This window comes from Mesorhizobium sp. B2-8-9, from assembly GCF_006439475.1.
In the GTDB taxonomy this organism is placed as follows: Bacteria; Pseudomonadota; Alphaproteobacteria; order Rhizobiales; family Rhizobiaceae; genus Mesorhizobium.
In genome coordinates this window covers 1-14,394 of the sequence record NZ_VFTQ01000009.1, presented here as the reverse complement: position 1 = coordinate 14,394, position 14,394 = coordinate 1, and the positions used below count along the sequence as shown (strand labels likewise).

Here is a 14,394-nt window from a genome sequence, read left to right as displayed (position 1 = left end):
GCCCGTCTCCCGAGAATATAGACAGGATACTCACATTCAATTCACCAACGCAAATGGGGCGGCAAAGATGAGTGCCAAGACCTTGCTGAAGGGCATGCTCGCCTACCAGGCCCGGGCGAACGACGAGCTGGTGGAGAAGCTTGCCGGGATGGATCCGTCTCGCGACGCCGGGGAACGCCACGCCGCGATCCGCCTGATGAACCATATCCATGTCGTGGCGCGGATTTTTGCCGCGCATCTGAAGGGAGTCGCCCATGGCTATGCGAGCGACAATACGCCGGACACGCCCGAGCCACGCGCGTTGCGCGCCGCCTTGGCCGAGATCGACGGCTGGTATCTCGACTATCTCGAAGCCGTTTCGGAGCAAAGGCTTGCCGATCCTGTCGCTTTCACCTTCACTGACGGCGACAGGGGCTGCATGACGAGGCAGGAGATGCTGATCCATATCGTATTGCACGGCAGCTACCATCGCGGCGAAATCGGCCGCATGCTGGCCGCCATCGCGCTCTCGCCGCCCTGGGACACCTACGCCGTCCATCTGCACCAGGCCGAGCCGGCGCGCCGCCTGCGGCGCGGACGCCACCCGGCGGGCGTTTGAATGCGGCGCGTGAATATGAGCTTTAAGCTCACTTTAAAGCGCTCAAGCTTTGGTCGTCGCATCTGGCCGGTTCGTCTGTAGATGTTTCTGCTGGACAAGATGAAGTCGACTTTCGACGGCCTCTTGTCTATTATGAGCACTCTGCTCACATTGTGATGCAAGGTTATGCCGCTGGTCGATGGAGGATCAGGCGATAGAAGCCGCGCGAAAATCTGTGCGCCAGGCCGTCACGTCGAAAGTGATAGATTCGCTCACAATTTTTCCATGAGATGCATCTTAAAGCGTTTCGTGTAACCAAAATTCAATAACTGAAAATCATTGTGTTGCTTCGCTGGCTAGACAGTCGCGAGTCAGATATGCATAGACACGCCGGGTCACTCACGACCATTGGCAAAACGCAAGGGGCATCGCATGGCAAAGACGACAACCAAGGCGCCGGCGGCGAAAGCGCCGGCAAAGAAGCCGGCAGCTAAGGCTGCCGCGAAACCTGCAGCAGTGAAGAAGGCAGCCGCACCGAAGGCAGCCGCCAAGGCCCCGGCCAAGGCAGCAGCGAAACCGGCAGCGAAGGCTGCGGCTAAGCCCGCCGCCAAGAAGCCGGCAGCGAAGGCTGCGGCCAAGCCCGCCGTCAAGGCAGCGGCAAAGCCGGCGGCCAAGCCCGCCGCCAAGAAGCCGGCAGCGAAGGCCGCGGCCAAGCCCGCCGCCAAGGCTCCGATGAAGGCCGCCGCCGCCAAGGCACCGGCAGCCGTGAAGAAGGCAGCTCCGGCCAAGAAGCCGGCTGCCAAGAAGTAATCGCGTAGCTTCGCTCGCGAACCGCAACAGGTGAGGGCGGGTGCCACTCAGGCACCCCTCTCGCCAATTCGGTGTCACGGCGAGCGGAGTCGGAGCGCACGCTCCTCCTAAAGCTCTCGGTAATTTTGCTGCCAGGCAAAACTTCCGGGAGCTTTTTTTGTTGCCGCGCCCGGGCGTCAAAAATGCATTGGCCAAGCTGGATCGGCCTTGCTGGGCCGTTGCCCTGGAGACCCATTCGGTCAACAGTGCCGCAGACAAACTGGAAAGCCGATCATGCCGAAGCTGCTTTACGCGCCCACGTCTCCTTATAGTTCGAAGGTCCGCATGGCGGCCCTCCATGCCGGGATCGCCATCGATCTCGTGCCGGTCAAGACGGAGGACAAGCCGGCCGAGCTGATCTCGGCCAATCCGCTCGGCAAGATCCCGGTGCTGGTGCTGGAGGACGGCCGGTCGGTCCATGACAGCCGCGCCATCACACAACATCTCAACCGGCTGTCGAAGAATGCGCTGTTCCCTCGCAATCCCGACAAGCGGCTCGAAGCGGAAGTTCTCGAGGCACTGGCCGACGGCATCTGCGACTGCGCGCTGTCGATGGTCTATGAACGACGCACGCGTCCGGAAACGATGGTCTACCAGCCCTGGCTCGATCGCCAGTGGGCGAAGGTCACCGCCGCGCTCGACCTCATCAACGCCAACCCGCCGAAGCTGCCGAAGAAGATCACCGCCGGCCATATGGCGCTGCGCGCCTGCCTCGGCTATCTGGCGCTGCGCTTTCCCGGCCAATGGGAGAAGGGCCGCAGCCGGCTCGTGCGCTGGGCCGCGAGGTTTGATGAGAAGTTTCCGGAGCTGAAGGGCAGCGTGCCGGGGTGACGGCGGCGCCTCCTTCTCCCCTTGTGGGAGAAGGTGGATCGGCGCGCAGCGCCGAGACGGATGAGGGGTGTTGGACGGAGTGGGACTCTGGCGAACCCGGTGCCGTCCATCGCTGATGAATGCGTCAAGCTGGAGCACCCCTCATCCGTCCGAGCTTCGCTCGGCCACCTTCTCCCACAAGGGGAGAAGGGGAAGACCGCCTTGAACCCCGTCCGTTTCCATGCTTGCCTGACACCGCCCAAGTCGGAGTGGAGACATGGCAAAGCCCTCAACCAGCCTCGCGCCCGACCCTATGGTCGAGCGTCTGCGTGCGGCGCTCGACCGGCGCGCCTTCACCGAGCAGAAAATGTTCGGCGGCACCTGCTTCATGATCGACGGCAACATGCTGATTGGCACGTCGAAGCGCGGCTTGCTAGTGCGTGTCGGCAAGGCCGCGCATGCGGCCGCAGTCGCACGGCCCCGTGCAAGCCCGATGGAAATGGGCGGGCGCTCGATGGAAGGGTATGTCCATGTCGCGCCGGAAGGCACAGCCACGGAGGCGGATCTCCGTGGCTGGCTCGGCCTTGCGCTGGCATTCGTCGAAACTTTGCCGCCGAAACCCGCCAAGGTCGCAAAGAAACGCGCGTAAGCCGCTCGTCGCATCGGCCTTGCGGACCGCGATGGGTCAGTGTTGTTGAGCTGGCCTCGAGGAACGAACGGCCAGGGGAGGAAGCAATGGCACTCAATGGGCATTGCATGTGCGGTGCTGTGGCCTGGACCTATTCAGGCGAGATCACGCGCAACCTGGTCTGTCACTGTACCGATTGTCAGCGGGCGACATCCGCCCCCTTCACGGCCTTTCTGGGAATGAGGCCGGACAAGCTGAGCTGGAGTGGCGACATCAGGCACTATGAAAGCAGCCCGAATACTTTTCGCGGTTTCTGCCCGTCCTGCGGCGCGAGGCTCTACTTCCGCTCCGACCGATGGCCTGCCGAGATCCATGTCCACGCCGCCACGCTGGACGACCCGGGCGAGTACCGTGCGGATGCGCAAGTCATGATGCGCTCAAGAGCAAAATGGCTCGACCGGCTGCAGTCGATTCCAGTCCATGAGGATTTCCAGCAGGCGCCGTCGACGCCGACTCCCTGAAGTCAGGGCGATACGGCTCGCGTGAATTTTGTCGCCTGCTCGCTCAAACTTCTCGAAACCGGCAAGCTCCCGACAAGGGCAGAAGGACAGGATTGCAAACACAAAAAAAGCCGGGCTCAAGGCCCGGCTTTTTCGTGTCGTGGCTTCTACGACTTAGAACTTCATACCGACGCCGAAGGTGACGCGGTTGTCCTTCGACTTGACGTTGCCGAGGGCGCCGAAGTCCTTGTCGCCGTAGTCGGTGTAGCGGTACTCGACGCGGCCGAACACGTTGTCCGTGATCTTGATGTCGGTGCCGACACCGGCCGTCCAGCCGAGCATTGCCTTGCTCTCGTCAGTGGCGGTGACGCTATCCGTGATCTTCTGGTTCTTGGCGGCGAGACCGCCGGTGCCATAAAGCAGGATTTCCGGGGTCACGGCATAGCCGAGGCGAGCGCGCAGCGAGCCTTCGAGGCCGCCCTTGGCGTTGATGCCAGCGCTGTCGCCCTTGACGCCGTTGTAGCCGAGATCGGCTTCAGCGCCGTAGACGAAGTTATCCTGCTGCCAGTTGTAGCCGCCGAACACGCCGCCGATGAAGCCCTTGGTCTTCACATTGACGCCGGCGTCACGAGCATCGGCATGGCCGCTGAAGCCGTAGCCGAGGCTGATACCGGCATAGGGGCCAGCCCAGGAAGCGACCGGAAGCTCGGCAACCGGGGCGGGAGCCGGCGGCTCTTCGGAAACGACGTCGGCCGCAAAGGCGGTGCCAGCAAAGGCGAACAGCCCGAGCGCAGCGGCAAGCGGCGCGAATTTGAGATTGGTCTTCATTGTTATACTCTCCTTAAGCCACAAGACACTTAGGCTTTTTTGTTCATGAAACGCCCCGGCCCGTCCGGGGGGATAAACGGGCTTGGCGCTCAACGGTTCCGAATGTCGTGCTGAAATGCGGCTGAAGCGAACCTGAACTTGGGTCATTCCCCGGCGCGAATAAGGCCGAAAGTTGACGTTGCATCTTCGCAACAGCGAATGTCAGCAGGCTAGTCATGTTGCGCCGCAGACCGCTTGGTTCAAGGGGTCCGGCGACATATATTGCCGGGAACGGCGCCCCGAATCCGATGGGGCGGAGGCGCGTCCGGGCCGCTTCGCCACATTCCTGCCCCAGGTGGAAATGGCATTTAACGCTTGGCCCGTCACATTGTGCCGGCTTCCCGGAATCGTGAAGCCGATTGAGGATTGACACCATGAGACAAGCCACGATCGTCGCGCTGGTGACGGGTGGAGCAAGGCGGATCGGCAAGGCGATCGTCGAGGATCTGGCCGCCAATGGCTTTGCGGTCGCCATCCACGCCAATCGCTCCGGCGACGAGGCCGAGGCGCTGGCGAAGAAGATCGTGGCCGGTGGCGGCCGCGCCGCCGTTGTCGCCGCCGATCTCACCGACATGGATGCCGTGGGTGATCTTGTCGGTCGCGCGCAGGCGGCGCTCGGACCCGTCACGCTGCTGGTCAACAACGCTTCCTTGTTCGTCGACGATCGCGTCGAGGATTTCGACTGGCAAGCCTGGGACCGCCACTTCGCCATCCATGTGAAGGCGCCGGCGCTTTTGGCGCAGAACCTTGCTCGCGCGCTGCCGCAAGACGGGGAGGGGCTGATCGTCAACATCATCGACCAGCGCGTCTGGCGGCCGACGCCGCGTTATTTCTCCTATGCGCTGTCGAAATCGGCTCTGTGGACGCAAACGCAAATGCTTGCACAGGCGCTCGGGCCGCGCATCCGCGTCAACGCCATAGGCCCCGGCCCGACACTGAAGAACAAGCGCCAGGATGACGATGATTTCGAGAGCCAGATCGAGGGCCTGATCCTGAAGCGCGGCCCGCAATTGCCCGAATTCGGCGCCACGATCCGCTATCTGTGGCAAGCGCGCTCGGTGACCGGCCAGATGATCGCGCTCGATGGCGGCCAGCATCTTGCGTGGCAGACGCCCGATGTGACAGGCATGGTGGAATGAGTCCCGTAGCCCAAAGAGACAAACGAAACGGCGCCGCCGACGATCTGCCGCCCGATATCGACCCCGAGATGGACGTTGAGGACGAGGCGACGGAGGAGATCGTCGAGGCCGAGCCTTTGCCGTCCGGCCCCGAGGTCGCCTTCACGGCCATCGACTGGACGCCGCATGCCGGCGACGCCGACGGCATGGTCGGCGCAGAGGTGATCCAGACCCTGGTCAAGCGGCTGCCCAACCAGCCCGGCGTCTATCGCATGATGAACGCCGCCGGCGACGTTCTCTATGTCGGCAAGGCGCGCAGCCTGAAGAAGCGCGTCACCAATTACGCGCAGGGGCGCTTCCACACCGCCCGCATCGGCCGCATGGTGCGCGAGACGGCGACAATGGAATTCGTCGTCACCCGCACCGAGATCGAGGCCCTGCTGCTCGAGGCCAACCTCATCAAGCGGCTGCGGCCCCGTTTCAACGTGCTGATGCGGGACGACAAGTCCTTCCCCTATATCCTCTTGACCGGCGACCATGTCTCGCCCGGCATCTACAAGCATCGCGGCGCGCGCTCGCGAAAAGGCGACTATTTCGGCCCCTTCGCTTCCGCCGGCGCCGTCGGGCGCACCATCAATTCGCTGCAGCGCGCCTTCCTGCTTCGAAGCTGCACCAACTCTTTCTACGAGAACCGCACAAGGCCGTGCCTGCTCTATCAGATCAAGCGCTGCGCCGGGCCTTGCACCGGCGAGATCTCGCATCAGGGCTATGCCGAGCTGGTCGCCGAGGCCAAGGACTTCCTCTCCGGCCGCAGCCAGAAGGTAAAGACCGAAATCTCGGCCGCCATGCAGCAGGCCTCCGAAGAACTCGATTTCGAGCGCGCCGCCATCTACCGCGACCGTCTTGCGGCGCTCTCGCATGTCCAGGCACATCAGGGCATCAACCCGCAGACGGTCGAGGAGGCCGACGTCTTCGCCATCCACCAGGAGGGCGGCCAGACCTGTATCCAGGTATTCTTCTTCCGCACCGGTCAGAACTGGGGCAACCGCGCCTATTTCCCCAAGGCCGATCCGGCGCTGGAGCCGGCGGAGGTGCTGGGCTCGTTCCTGGCGCAATTCTATGACGACAAGCTGCCGGCGCGCACGCTGCTGCTTTCCCAGGCCGCGCAGGAACAGGAACTGCTCGCCGAGGCGCTCTCCACACATGCCGGCCGCAAGATTACGATTTCGGTGCCGCAGCGCGGCGAGAAGAAGGAACTGACAGACCACGCGCTGCAGAACGCGCGCGAGGCGCTTGGCCGCAGGTTGGCCGAGACCTCGACGCAGGCGCGGCTGCTCGCCGGCTTCGCCGAGACCTTCGGCCTGGCAAAGCCGCCGGTGCGCATCGAGGTCTACGACAACTCGCACATTATGGGTACCAACGCGGTCGGCGCCATGGTCGTCGCCGGACCGGAAGGTTTCGTGAAGAACCAGTACCGGAAATTCAACATCCGCTCCACCGAGATCACGCCGGGCGACGATTTCGGCATGATGCGCGAAGTGATGCAGCGGCGCTTTTCGCGGCTGCTCAAGGAGCATGGGGACGTCCAGCCCGGCTCGGCCGTCGAGGACGAAGCCGGCGAGGAGGATTTGGTCGCCGGCAATGGCGGCTTCCCGGCCTGGCCGGATGTCATCCTGATCGACGGCGGCCAGGGCCAGATGACGGCCGTGCGCCAGATTCTTGCCGATCTCGGCGTCGAGGACAGGGTGGTGGCCATCGGTATCGCCAAGGGCCCGGACCGCGACGCCGGCCGCGAGCGCTTCTTCGTCAAGGGCAGGGACTCTTTCATGCTGCCGGTGCGCGATCCGGTGCTCTATTTCGTCCAACGCCTGCGCGATGAGGTGCACCGTTTCGCCATCGGCTCCCACCGCGCCCGCCGCAAGAAGGAGATGGTCAAAAGCCCGCTCGACGAGATCGCCGGCATCGGTCCCGGCCGCAAGCGCGCGCTGCTCCACGCCTTCGGCACCGCCAAGGCAGTCAGCCGCGCCGCGGTCGAGGACCTTGTCAAGGTCGACGGCATTTCCGAGCACGTGGCGAAGCTGGTCTACAATCACTTCCACGAGAGCTGAGGGCTGGTCGCGAGCATGGAAGGTTGACCAAGGCGTCGGTGTGGTGAGGGGTGCCATACCTTGGAGCGTCCGCTTCGCTCCCGCTCCGCCCGTGGATGACGAAGTTGCTTAGGCTTCGCCAATCCCAACGTTGCAAGAAGAGTATACATCGAAGTTGCCAATCTCTGCCTCTGACGTGGAATGCCCAGACCAGAGCGGGTGCTTCACGCCGACCTTCGCGCCATTTTTCCCTGGTCAATCGAATCTCGGCTGTTGACCCCCTACATTGGCTTCTGATTTGAGTACGTCTGGCGGTGGAGATTTCCCGAGACGACATGGCACAGCGCGCGTTCAACCTGCCGAACATCCTTACCTATGCCCGCATCATCGCGGTGCCGCTGGTCGTGCTGTGCTTTTTTCTTGAAGGCCACCTGAAGTCGTCCGACTTCGCCCGCTGGTCGGCGCTGGTCATTTTCCTGCTTGCCTCGATCACCGATTACTTTGACGGCTATTTCGCGCGCGCCTGGCAGCAGACTTCCAACATCGGCAAGATGCTCGACCCGATCGCCGACAAATTGCTGGTCGCCACCTGCCTGCTCCTGCTTGCCGCCGACACCGACCGCCATGGCGGCATCGCCGGCTGGTCGCTATGGGCGGCAATCATCATCCTGTGCCGCGAGATCCTGGTTTCGGGCCTGCGCGAATATCTGGCCGCCTTGAAGGTGTCGGTGCCGGTGACCCAGCTCGCCAAATGGAAGACCACCATACAGATGGTCGCCATCGCCTTCCTGCTGGTCGGCCCGGCCGGCGACAAGATCTTTCCGCTGACCACGCAGATCGGCCTCGTGCTGCTGTGGGTCGCGGCACTTGTCACGCTCTACACCGGCTACGACTATTTCCGCGCCGGCCTCAAGCACATCATGGACGAGTAGGAAGCGCGGATGTCGACGAAACTCATCTATTTCGCCTGGGTGCGCGAGCGGATCGGCAAGCCGGAAGAGGACGTCGACTTGCCTGCCGGCATCGAGACGGTCGCCGATCTGCTGCGCTGGCTGAAGTCGCGCGGCGAGGAGTATGAGAACGCGCTGCAATACCCTGACGTCATCCGCGTCGCCATCAACCAGGAGCATGTCGGCCATCGCGAGAAGATCGAAGGCGCGCGCGAGATCGCCCTGTTTCCGCCGATGACCGGGGGCTGACATGGCCGGCGCGGTCGTGCCCGGCATCCGCATCCAGCGCGAGGACTTCGACGTCGCCGCCGAGATCGCCGGCCTGGCCAAAGGCCGGACCGATATCGGCGCCGTGGTCACTTTTTCCGGCCTTTGCCGTGACGAACAGGGCGCGCTCTCGGCGCTCGAGCTCGAGCACTATCCCGGCATGGCGGAGGCCGAGATCGGCCGCATCGCCGCCGAGGCCGCCGGGCGCTGGCCCCTGCAGGGGCTCACCGTCATCCACCGCCACGGCAAGATAGCGCCGGGCGAGAATATCGTGCTGGTGGTCGCGGCCTCGTCGCACCGCCAGGCGGCCTTCGAGGCGGCGAATTTCCTGATGGACTACCTGAAATCGCGTGCGCCCTTCTGGAAGAAGGAACACCGCGCCGACGGCTCCGAGGGCGGCTGGGTCGAGGCCAAGGAGGCTGACGATCAAGCTGCGGACCGTTGGAAGAAACAGGGCGAATAATGCATGTCGCCCAGAACTGTGCAGCAGCTCTGGGCAACGACATGCATCAGAAAAAACTCCCGTTCGGCCATCGAACGACCGCAATCCTTCCCAAGCCTGCCGGGTGGTTTGATTTGCTTGGCGGGAGCAATCTCATGCTGGACCGCATCGCGGAATTCTTCATCTTCGGGCTGGTGCCGCTGGTGGTCGGCGTGCTTGCCGTGCCGGAAGCGACCAACGCCGGCGAAATGACGATCGCGGGCGAGGTGACTTACCGCGAGCGCATCGCGCTGCCGCCCGATGCCGTGCTCGTGGTCGAGCTCGCCGATGTTTCGCTGGCCGATGCGCCGGCAACCGTTGTCGCCAGGCGCAGGATAGCGCCCACCGGCCAAGTGCCGATCAGGTTCGAATTCGGTTTCGATCCCAAGGCGATCCAGAAGGGCCGGACCTATACGCTGCAGGCGCGTATTACCGTTGGCGAACGGCTGATGTTCACCGCTACAAGTCATCAGGTCGATCCGCTGGCGGGTAAGCCTCAGACGGTTCTGCTGAAAATGGCGCGCTGACGTCGCGCGCCGACCCCGACCGCGCAACTTTTGCGCCTGGACACCGTTTTCTCCGGAATAAACCAGCAACGCCGGGCGTTGACTTATGCAGATGGCGGGCAGGCAAAGGGACAATGTCCCTTCACTTAAGCCGCCAGACCGAATGCGCGGGCTCGATCTGGCCACTCAAAGGAGACCAGACATGAAAAAGCGCACGCTTATCCTCGCAGCCGCGGGTGTATCGCTGATTGCCTTTGCCGGCGTTGCCCGGGCGGACGATCATCTGTTCAATGCCGAGCAGCATGGCCTCAGCCCAGACAGCCAGCCGTTCCAGACCAACAAGGCCGGCCACAGCGGCGACCTTGCGCCTGGACAGGGCAGTCCGTTCACCGGTGAGGAGACGAAGACGCCGTCTACCGATACCGAGGCAGCGAACGCCCATGCGAATGTGAAAGACCGTCAAGCCAAATGACGTCTGCCCGCCGGGGGGCGGCGGGTTTTATGAGCAATTCCGGGAAAAACGGGGCGCGGTTTTCCGTCCCGAATTGCGTCGAAAACAACAGAGCATGATGTCGTCCGAAAGCCGCTTCACGCTTTTCGGCATCATGCTCTGGCTGGCCTGACCGTCTCGACGGTTCTGCCCGTCATTCAAGCACGTCGCAATTGACCGCGTTGTTGCGACCGCCTAGGTTCCCTCGAAAATGGGGATGGGGTTCCCCCGAAACCGCCCTTATGGGCTGATGACTCCTGCCAGGCGTGCTCTCGCGCGGCAGGATTTGTTTTTCCGCTTCGCTTCGTGCCTGTTCTTATGAAGTGATTCCGGCTTGGGATCGCGTTTGGAAAGGCTTTGAAGCGATGACCCTTGCGGCTTGCGCCCTGGTCCTGATCGGCGGTTTCTTCGGCGGCATTTCCCGCTTTTTCCTCTCCGGCGTGGTCGGCCGTTCCATCGGCGAGACCTTTCCCTGGGGTACATTGTTGGTCAATGTTTCCGGCGCCCTGGCCATCGGTGCCTTCGCCGGCGCGGCACGCTCGGTCGGCGGCGTCTTCGCCAGCGATCTCGTGCGCGACCTGATCGTCGTCGGCCTGTTCGGCGGCTACACCACGGTGTCGTCCTTCTGCCTACAGACGGTCAACCTTGCGGTCGACGGTGAGGGGCGGCTCGCCGCCTTCAACATCGTCGCTTCGTCGGTGCTGTGCGTGCTGTTCGTCGCACTCGGCTTTTGGGCGGTGGTCTGGGTGGCTGAGTCAGCCACCTGGGTGGTTGGGTCAACCACCTGGGTGGTTGGCTCAACCACCGGGGCTATGGGCTGAGCGATGGTGGATAGACAGATGGCAATGCGACTTTATCTGGCGGTCGGCTGCGGCGCGGCGATCGGCTCGCTGGCCCGCTTCCTGTCGGGCTATGTCATCGTCTCGCTGCTCGGTCTGAATGCGCTGTGGTCGACCGCTTTCGTCAATGTCGTCGGCTCCTGGGTCATCATGGTCTTCGCCACGCTGACCGGGCCGGACGGCCGCATGATGGTCGGTCCCGCCAGTCGCAATTTCGTCATGGCGGGCTTCTGCGGCGGCCTCACCACCTTTTCAGCGATGAGCCTCGACACCTTCACTCTGCTGTTCGAGGGCGACTTGCCGCTGGCCGCGACCTATCTCATCAGTGTGGTCGGCCTGTCGCTCGCCGCCGCGTGGTTGGGCTATCTCATGGCGTCCAGGCTCAATCGCCTGCCGGTCGACAGGCAGTCGGCCAATAGGTGATGGGCCACACAGGTGATCAGGGAGAAGAGAACATGGAACTTCCCGCGCAATGCGCGCTGCTCAGGATCTTCTTCGGCGAGGACGACAGGGCGGCCGACGGCAAGCCGCTGCATGAAGCAATCGTCATCAAGGCGCGCGAGACCGGCATGGCCGGCGCCACGGTGCTGAGGGGCCCACTCGGCTTCGGCCGCTCCAGCGTGCTCCACACCGCCAAGATCCTGCGCCTGTCGCAGGATTTGCCCATCGTCGTCGAGATCGTCGACGCGCCGGAGAAGATCGATGCGCTGATCCCAGAGATCAAGGCACTGACCAGGACGAAGAGCTGCCTGATCACCCGGGAGAAGGTGGAAGTCATCCGCTACGGTGACGGGGATTGAACTCCCCGGTCTCCCCGTCACCGCCTCGGAGACGGCGGCCGATCGCAGCTTCATCGAAGACACCGGCGGAAAACAGTCTCATCGCCTCTATCGCCAAGTCCGACGCCTCGGGACTGCCTAAGACGATGCCGCGCTCCTCGCAGACCTCGTCATAAATACGCTTCAACAGGGCGAGGTCATCCGGATAGGCAAGGCCACTTTCAGAAACATGAGGCTTGATCATGCCTCCCTCCCTCGGTTCGGCGGAAGCGCGGCTCACAGCCGTCGACGCCCAGCGCTACTTTGCCAATTTCGCTGAACCTAGGGCAGGCGGCGGATGTGACCACCCGTTGCAAACAAAAACGGCCCGCTGGAGCGGGCCGTTCCGTGAAACTCGAGCTTGCGCCTCAGCCGACGATCTCAGTGTCCGAGAACCAGTACTTGATCTCCTGCGCGGCGGTTTCGGGCGCGTCCGAGCCATGCACCGAATTCTCGCCGATCGACAGTGCATGTACCTTACGGATGGTGCCCTCGGCGGCGTTCGCCGGATTGGTGGCGCCCATCACTTCGCGGTTCTTGGCGATGGCGTTCTCGCCCTCCAGCACCTGCACGATGGTCGGCGCCGACGACATGAATTCCACCAGTTCGCCGAAGAACGGGCGATCCTTGTGGACGGCGTAGAACCCTTCCGCCTCGCGGCGGCTCATCCACACGCGGCGCGATGCGATGACGCGCAGGCCGGCGTCTTCCAGCATTTTGGTGATGGCGCCCGTCAGGTTGCGCCTGGTCGCGTCCGGCTTGATCATGGAGAAGGTGCGTTCGATCGCCATAGGGTCGTCCTTGTTGTGGGAATGGAAACTGGAGTGGCGGGCTCTATACAAGCCGCCCGGCGGCTTGCCAAGGGGAGGCGGCTTCTGGTCAAGGCGAGCGCTTTGCGGGATAATTGGACGGCTGCGAACGCGCTGGACGCAGCTTGGAGCTGAGGCAAATGAACTGGCCCTACCTCAGTCGCGGCGACATGGCGGGCATTGTCTTAGTGGCCGTGGTTCTTGCCTTGGCTGTCTTCGCCCTGCTGTTCTTCCCGCAGCGCGCGGAGCAGAATTTCGGCTTCGGCCCGGAATGGCAGTGCGTGCGCATGGAACAGGGCGATCCGATCTGCGTGAGGCTGGCCGACGGCAATGCGCCGAACGGGGACGCGCGCGACAAGGACACGTCAAAGTAGACGCGAATGGCACTGCACAGGATTTTGACCGGTCGGCTTCAGTCGGCTCTGATCTAAAGCTCGACCTCAATGGTCAGCGTCGGCGAATCCCCTGCCTTGAGACCTTCGCGCTGGCGCACCGAGGCCTTGACGGGCAACAGAAGGCTGCCGGACGCCTTGTCGGGAAAGAGCGATGTTTGCCACCTGGTCTTGCCGATCGCCGCCGTGATGCCGAGCGAGCCCCAAGGGCGCGCCAGCCCCGCCATCGCCGCCTTGATCCGTGCCGCGAACTCCACCGGTAGTGTCACGAAATGCCAGCCGCCCTTGCCCGGGTAGACCCAAATCTCGGCTCGCATCTCATAGCGCAACATGCCAGCCCCCAACACTCGTAGACTTCACGCCGCCGCCGCGACCTGCCGGCCGATCCCGCCATGCAGGTCGAGACAGCGCTCGAACCAGCGGGCGATACTATCGCGGTCGTCGAGCAACCGGAAAGGCGAGGCGATGCGGCCCCATTGCAGCGCGCCGAACACGATGTAATCGGCAAACAGCGGCGCCTCGCCGCCGATGAAAGGCTGGTAGGCGAGGGTCGAGCGCAGCGGCTCCAGCGCAGCGCGGAAGGCCGGGAGCCCGGCATCGCGGTTGGCCACGACGTCTTCCAGGCGCTTGCCATAGCGCTGCTCGCGATTCTCGCGGAAATAGGCAGCGTTCGGTTCGTCCTGCATCGCATGCAGATCGGTCAGCGCCACCGTCGCGATGTAGGGGTGTATGGTGAGCTGCGACCAGCGCTCGATGAAGCGTGCCATCGCCTTGCCGCCTTCGCCGGAAAACAGCGTCGGCCGTTCCGGATAGGCTTCGTCGAGATAGAGCGCGATGGCGAAGGAATCGGCGACAACCCGCTCGCCGTCGCGGATCACCGGCACCGTCTTCGACACGCCGCCTTCGACTTTCGGCACCTCCAGGAAGCGCGTCGGCACGTCGGTGGCGGCAAGTCCCTTATGCGCCAGTGCCATCTTGGTCTTCCAGCAATGCGGGCTGAACGGGCGGGCGACGTCATGGCCGACGAGGTCATAGAGCAGAATGGTCATTGGCGGGTCCGTTGCTGCGGGTTACGAAGGGCCCGGATTCGGGTCAAGCCGGGTGGGAAGAATGAAGCAGCATTTCATGATGTTTGCGGCCTACAATCAATGGGCCAATGGCCGTCTCTATGATGCCGCCGCCGATCTTGCCGAAGAAGAGCTCGGTCGCGACGTCGGCGCCGTCTTCGGCTCGATGCTCGGCACGCTCAACCATCTGCTCGCCGTCGACCGCGTATGGATGAAGCGCTTCACCGGCGAGGGCGACGCGCCTTCGAACACCGCCGCCATGCTCTACCACGCCTTGCCGGCCCTGAGGCTGGCGCGCGAGGCCGAGGACAGGAGGATCGTCGACTGGGTGGGCGGGAT

General features: G+C 63.5%; 22 protein-coding genes and 1 riboswitch. Of the genes, 17 read left to right on the top strand and 5 right to left on the bottom strand.

The annotated features are described in order from the left end of the window. Nucleotides 1–67: 67 nt before the first annotated feature. From FJ423_RS13250 to FJ423_RS13230, 5 genes are all read left to right on the top strand, one after another. On the top strand, nt 68–598 hold the full coding sequence (locus FJ423_RS13250; RefSeq protein WP_140842305.1) for a DinB family protein: 531 nt from the start codon (nt 68–70) through the stop codon (nt 596–598). A gap of 411 nt (nt 599–1,009) precedes the next feature. Further along, complete coding sequence (locus tag FJ423_RS13245; protein WP_181174787.1) at nt 1,010–1,387, top strand: hypothetical protein; 378 nt, start codon at nt 1,010–1,012, stop codon at nt 1,385–1,387. Between the two features lie 273 nt (nt 1,388–1,660). Then, nucleotides 1,661–2,257 (top strand): glutathione S-transferase, encoded by a 597-nt coding sequence (locus FJ423_RS13240; protein ID WP_095767040.1) that lies wholly within the window; start codon nt 1,661–1,663, stop codon nt 2,255–2,257. Between the two features lie 256 nt (nt 2,258–2,513). Further along, the gene (locus FJ423_RS13235; RefSeq protein ID WP_140842303.1) at nt 2,514–2,885 is read left to right on the top strand and encodes a TfoX/Sxy family protein; all 372 of its coding nucleotides are present in this window, start codon (nt 2,514–2,516) and stop codon (nt 2,883–2,885) included. A gap of 86 nt (nt 2,886–2,971) precedes the next feature. Next, the gene (locus FJ423_RS13230) at nt 2,972–3,385 is read left to right on the top strand and encodes a GFA family protein (protein WP_095767042.1); all 414 of its coding nucleotides are present in this window, start codon (nt 2,972–2,974) and stop codon (nt 3,383–3,385) included. Between the two features lie 153 nt (nt 3,386–3,538). Here the strand turns inward: FJ423_RS13230 and FJ423_RS13225 are convergent, their stop codons facing one another. Beyond that, the gene (locus FJ423_RS13225; protein ID WP_095767043.1) at nt 3,539–4,192 is read right to left on the bottom strand and encodes an outer membrane protein; all 654 of its coding nucleotides are present in this window, start codon (nt 4,190–4,192) and stop codon (nt 3,539–3,541) included. A gap of 413 nt (nt 4,193–4,605) precedes the next feature. On the opposite strand from FJ423_RS13225, the gene FJ423_RS13220 reads away from it, so the two are divergent. The 10 genes from FJ423_RS13220 to FJ423_RS13175 all read left to right on the top strand — a co-directional run bounded on the left by FJ423_RS13220 (nt 4,606) and on the right by FJ423_RS13175 (nt 11,769). After that, complete coding sequence (locus FJ423_RS13220; RefSeq protein WP_140842301.1) at nt 4,606–5,370, top strand: SDR family oxidoreductase; 765 nt, start codon at nt 4,606–4,608, stop codon at nt 5,368–5,370. Beyond that, entirely contained in the window at nt 5,367–7,457 is a 2,091-nt protein-coding gene (uvrC, locus tag FJ423_RS13215; protein WP_140842299.1) for an excinuclease ABC subunit UvrC, read from the top strand. The genes FJ423_RS13220 and uvrC overlap by 4 nt, the downstream gene beginning before the upstream one ends. Nucleotides 7,458–7,771: 314 nt before the next feature. Continuing rightward, complete coding sequence (gene pgsA / locus FJ423_RS13210; protein WP_095767046.1) at nt 7,772–8,368, top strand: CDP-diacylglycerol--glycerol-3-phosphate 3-phosphatidyltransferase; 597 nt, start codon at nt 7,772–7,774, stop codon at nt 8,366–8,368. Nucleotides 8,369–8,377: 9 nt separating this feature from the next. After that, entirely contained in the window at nt 8,378–8,635 is a 258-nt protein-coding gene (gene moaD, locus FJ423_RS13205) for a molybdopterin converting factor subunit 1 (RefSeq protein ID WP_095767047.1), read from the top strand. Between the two features lies 1 nt (nt 8,636). Continuing rightward, nucleotides 8,637–9,116 carry a molybdenum cofactor biosynthesis protein MoaE gene (locus FJ423_RS13200; protein WP_140842297.1) on the top strand — a complete coding sequence of 160 codons (480 nt, stop codon included), beginning with the start codon at nt 8,637–8,639 and terminating at the stop codon, nt 9,114–9,116. A gap of 134 nt (nt 9,117–9,250) precedes the next feature. Then, on the top strand, nt 9,251–9,661 hold the full coding sequence (locus FJ423_RS13195) for a YbaY family lipoprotein (protein ID WP_140842295.1): 411 nt from the start codon (nt 9,251–9,253) through the stop codon (nt 9,659–9,661). A gap of 181 nt (nt 9,662–9,842) precedes the next feature. Next, nucleotides 9,843–10,112, top strand: coding sequence for a hypothetical protein (locus FJ423_RS13190; RefSeq protein WP_095767050.1), 270 nt, complete (start codon nt 9,843–9,845; stop codon nt 10,110–10,112). A 222-nt stretch (nt 10,113–10,334) separates the two neighbouring features. After that, nucleotides 10,335–10,397, top strand: a riboswitch (Fluoride riboswitch). A 98-nt stretch (nt 10,398–10,495) separates the two neighbouring features. Further along, on the top strand, nt 10,496–10,951 hold the full coding sequence (crcB, locus tag FJ423_RS13185; protein WP_140842293.1) for a fluoride efflux transporter CrcB: 456 nt from the start codon (nt 10,496–10,498) through the stop codon (nt 10,949–10,951). Between the two features lie 18 nt (nt 10,952–10,969). After that, a complete protein-coding gene (crcB, locus tag FJ423_RS13180) occupies nt 10,970–11,392 on the top strand; it encodes a fluoride efflux transporter CrcB (protein ID WP_246680161.1) in 423 nt (140 codons plus the stop codon). 32 nt (nt 11,393–11,424) lie between these two features. Further along, entirely contained in the window at nt 11,425–11,769 is a 345-nt protein-coding gene (locus FJ423_RS13175) for a DUF190 domain-containing protein (RefSeq protein WP_140700021.1), read from the top strand. On the opposite strand, the gene FJ423_RS13170 is transcribed toward FJ423_RS13175, so the two are convergent. Then, nucleotides 11,744–11,992 (bottom strand): hypothetical protein, encoded by a 249-nt coding sequence (locus FJ423_RS13170; RefSeq protein WP_140842291.1) that lies wholly within the window; start codon nt 11,990–11,992, stop codon nt 11,744–11,746. The two genes, FJ423_RS13175 and FJ423_RS13170, sit on opposite strands and share 26 nt — an antisense overlap. Nucleotides 11,993–12,155: 163 nt before the next feature. Beyond that, complete coding sequence (gene ndk, locus FJ423_RS13165) at nt 12,156–12,578, bottom strand: nucleoside-diphosphate kinase (RefSeq protein ID WP_027165590.1); 423 nt, start codon at nt 12,576–12,578, stop codon at nt 12,156–12,158. A 158-nt stretch (nt 12,579–12,736) separates the two neighbouring features. Here ndk and FJ423_RS13160 point away from each other — a divergent pair, with 158 nt between their 5' ends. Continuing rightward, the gene (locus FJ423_RS13160; RefSeq protein WP_140842289.1) at nt 12,737–12,970 is read left to right on the top strand and encodes a hypothetical protein; all 234 of its coding nucleotides are present in this window, start codon (nt 12,737–12,739) and stop codon (nt 12,968–12,970) included. A gap of 53 nt (nt 12,971–13,023) precedes the next feature. Here the strand turns inward: FJ423_RS13160 and FJ423_RS13155 are convergent, their stop codons facing one another. Beyond that, a complete protein-coding gene (locus FJ423_RS13155) occupies nt 13,024–13,320 on the bottom strand; it encodes a DUF1905 domain-containing protein (protein WP_140540923.1) in 297 nt (98 codons plus the stop codon). 24 nt (nt 13,321–13,344) lie between these two features. Continuing rightward, the gene (locus FJ423_RS13150; protein WP_140842287.1) at nt 13,345–14,037 is read right to left on the bottom strand and encodes a glutathione S-transferase family protein; all 693 of its coding nucleotides are present in this window, start codon (nt 14,035–14,037) and stop codon (nt 13,345–13,347) included. A gap of 61 nt (nt 14,038–14,098) precedes the next feature. Between FJ423_RS13150 and FJ423_RS13145 the strand changes: the two genes are divergently transcribed. Further along, on the top strand, nt 14,099–14,394 hold a 296-nt coding region (locus FJ423_RS13145; RefSeq protein ID WP_140842285.1), incomplete at its 3' end, for a DinB family protein.

What these genes read in the sequence shown, in the direction of transcription:
- FJ423_RS13190 (WP_095767050.1), top strand. Translation starts at nt 9,843, where the DNA reads ATGAAAAAGCGCACGCTTATCCTCGCAGCCGCGGGTGTATCGCTGATT.
- FJ423_RS13150 (WP_140842287.1), bottom strand. Translation starts at nt 14,037, where the DNA reads ATGACCATTCTGCTCTATGACCTCGTCGGCCATGACGTCGCCCGCCCG.
- FJ423_RS13235 (WP_140842303.1), top strand. Translation starts at nt 2,514, where the DNA reads ATGGCAAAGCCCTCAACCAGCCTCGCGCCCGACCCTATGGTCGAGCGT.
- FJ423_RS13175 (WP_140700021.1), top strand. Translation starts at nt 11,425, where the DNA reads ATGGAACTTCCCGCGCAATGCGCGCTGCTCAGGATCTTCTTCGGCGAG.
- FJ423_RS13230 (WP_095767042.1), top strand. Translation starts at nt 2,972, where the DNA reads ATGGCACTCAATGGGCATTGCATGTGCGGTGCTGTGGCCTGGACCTAT.
- pgsA (WP_095767046.1), top strand. Translation starts at nt 7,772, where the DNA reads ATGGCACAGCGCGCGTTCAACCTGCCGAACATCCTTACCTATGCCCGC.
- FJ423_RS13225 (WP_095767043.1), bottom strand. Translation starts at nt 4,192, where the DNA reads ATGAAGACCAATCTCAAATTCGCGCCGCTTGCCGCTGCGCTCGGGCTG.
- crcB (WP_246680161.1), top strand. Translation starts at nt 10,970, where the DNA reads ATGGCAATGCGACTTTATCTGGCGGTCGGCTGCGGCGCGGCGATCGGC.
- FJ423_RS13170 (WP_140842291.1), bottom strand. Translation starts at nt 11,992, where the DNA reads ATGATCAAGCCTCATGTTTCTGAAAGTGGCCTTGCCTATCCGGATGAC.
- FJ423_RS13240 (WP_095767040.1), top strand. Translation starts at nt 1,661, where the DNA reads ATGCCGAAGCTGCTTTACGCGCCCACGTCTCCTTATAGTTCGAAGGTC.
- crcB (WP_140842293.1), top strand. Translation starts at nt 10,496, where the DNA reads ATGACCCTTGCGGCTTGCGCCCTGGTCCTGATCGGCGGTTTCTTCGGC.
- ndk (WP_027165590.1), bottom strand. Translation starts at nt 12,578, where the DNA reads ATGGCGATCGAACGCACCTTCTCCATGATCAAGCCGGACGCGACCAGG.
- FJ423_RS13250 (WP_140842305.1), top strand. Translation starts at nt 68, where the DNA reads ATGAGTGCCAAGACCTTGCTGAAGGGCATGCTCGCCTACCAGGCCCGG.
- FJ423_RS13195 (WP_140842295.1), top strand. Translation starts at nt 9,251, where the DNA reads ATGCTGGACCGCATCGCGGAATTCTTCATCTTCGGGCTGGTGCCGCTG.
- FJ423_RS13245 (WP_181174787.1), top strand. Translation starts at nt 1,010, where the DNA reads ATGGCAAAGACGACAACCAAGGCGCCGGCGGCGAAAGCGCCGGCAAAG.
- FJ423_RS13220 (WP_140842301.1), top strand. Translation starts at nt 4,606, where the DNA reads ATGAGACAAGCCACGATCGTCGCGCTGGTGACGGGTGGAGCAAGGCGG.
- moaD (WP_095767047.1), top strand. Translation starts at nt 8,378, where the DNA reads ATGTCGACGAAACTCATCTATTTCGCCTGGGTGCGCGAGCGGATCGGC.
- FJ423_RS13155 (WP_140540923.1), bottom strand. Translation starts at nt 13,320, where the DNA reads ATGTTGCGCTATGAGATGCGAGCCGAGATTTGGGTCTACCCGGGCAAG.
- FJ423_RS13200 (WP_140842297.1), top strand. Translation starts at nt 8,637, where the DNA reads ATGGCCGGCGCGGTCGTGCCCGGCATCCGCATCCAGCGCGAGGACTTC.
- uvrC (WP_140842299.1), top strand. Translation starts at nt 5,367, where the DNA reads ATGAGTCCCGTAGCCCAAAGAGACAAACGAAACGGCGCCGCCGACGAT.
- FJ423_RS13160 (WP_140842289.1), top strand. Translation starts at nt 12,737, where the DNA reads ATGAACTGGCCCTACCTCAGTCGCGGCGACATGGCGGGCATTGTCTTA.